The sequence below is a fragment of the Nocardioides pelophilus genome (assembly GCF_014180685.1).
GTDB lineage: Bacteria > Actinomycetota > Actinomycetes > Propionibacteriales > Nocardioidaceae > Nocardioides > Nocardioides pelophilus.
Genome location: NZ_JACEHF010000315.1, coordinates 1 through 1,095, shown reverse-complemented (window position 1 = coordinate 1,095; position 1,095 = coordinate 1). Strand labels below are relative to the sequence as shown.

The window sequence follows — 1,095 nt, the reverse complement described above, 5'->3', positions numbered from 1 at the left end:
GCCTGGGGAAGCGGCTTCGAGCCGGCCGAGCCCTGGGTCTCGACGGCGATCTCGACGCCGGCACGCGCTGCCGCCGCTTCGAGCGACTCGGCCGCCATGTAGGTGTGCGCGATGCCGGTCGGGCACGAGGTGACCGCGACCAGCCGCCGCTGGGCGGACGCGACAGCGGGGGCCGCCGGCGCCGCCTGGACCACGCTGGACGCAGCGATCCCCGGAGCAGGGGCCATGGCGGGCGCGTCGCCGACCGCCTCGCCGACGATCGCCGCGACCTCGTCGGGCGTCGCAGCCGTGCGCAGGGCGTCGGTGAACTCCGGCCTGACCAGCGCGCGCGCCAGCTTGGTGAGGATCTGCAGGTGGGTGTTGCCGCCACCCTCGGGCGCGGCGATCAGGAACACCAGCTCTGCGGGTCCGTCCTTGGCCCCGAAGTCGACCGCCGGAGCGAGCCGCGCGAAGCCGACCGTCGGCACCGACACGGTCGTGGAGCGGCAGTGCGGGATCGCGATGCCGCCCTTCATGCCGGTCGCGGACTTCGCCTCACGGGCGAGCAGGTCGCGCTCGAGCACGGCGACGTCGTCTGCACGGTGGGCGTCGGTGAGCACCGCGGCCAGCGCGGCGATCACCCCTTCCTTGTCCGATCCGAGGTCAGCGTCGAGCCGGACCAGGTCGGGCGTCATCAGTTCTGCCATGACGGGGTTCCTTCGGGGGTGTGGCTCGACGGGATGTCGAGCTGACGGACCCGGACCTCGGCGGTCCGGAGATCGGTGGGGGTCGGCGCGGTGGTGCCCGGCAGACCGGCCGCGGCGGCGCCGTACGCCACCGCGGTGGCGAGCCGGTCGGGAGCGGCCGCACCGCGGAGATCGGCGAGCAGGTAGCCGAGCAGGCTGGCGTCGCCCGCGCCGACGGTGCTGACGACGTCGATCTCCGGCGGGGTGGCGTGCCAGGCGCCGGTGGCGTCGACGAGGACCGCGCCGGCCCCGCCCAGGGTGGCGAGCACGGCGACCGCGGCCGAGCCGACCAGCGTCGCGGCTGCCGCGGCTGCCGCGGCCGGGTCGGCCTCGAACGCCTCGGCATCACCGCCGGTGGCGGAGGCCAGCT

At 75.8% G+C, this 1,095-nt stretch carries 2 protein-coding genes; both read right to left on the bottom strand.

The genetic code is table 11. The features are described 5' to 3' along the window. Positions 1-686: fructose PTS transporter subunit IIA (locus tag H0488_RS23335; RefSeq protein WP_183101545.1), on the bottom strand; the 686-nt coding region annotated here is incomplete at its 3' end. Beyond that, positions 674-1,095 (bottom strand): PfkB family carbohydrate kinase (locus H0488_RS23330; RefSeq protein WP_246372717.1); only part of this gene is annotated, 422 nt, incomplete at its 5' end. The genes H0488_RS23330 and H0488_RS23335, both read right to left, overlap by 13 nt.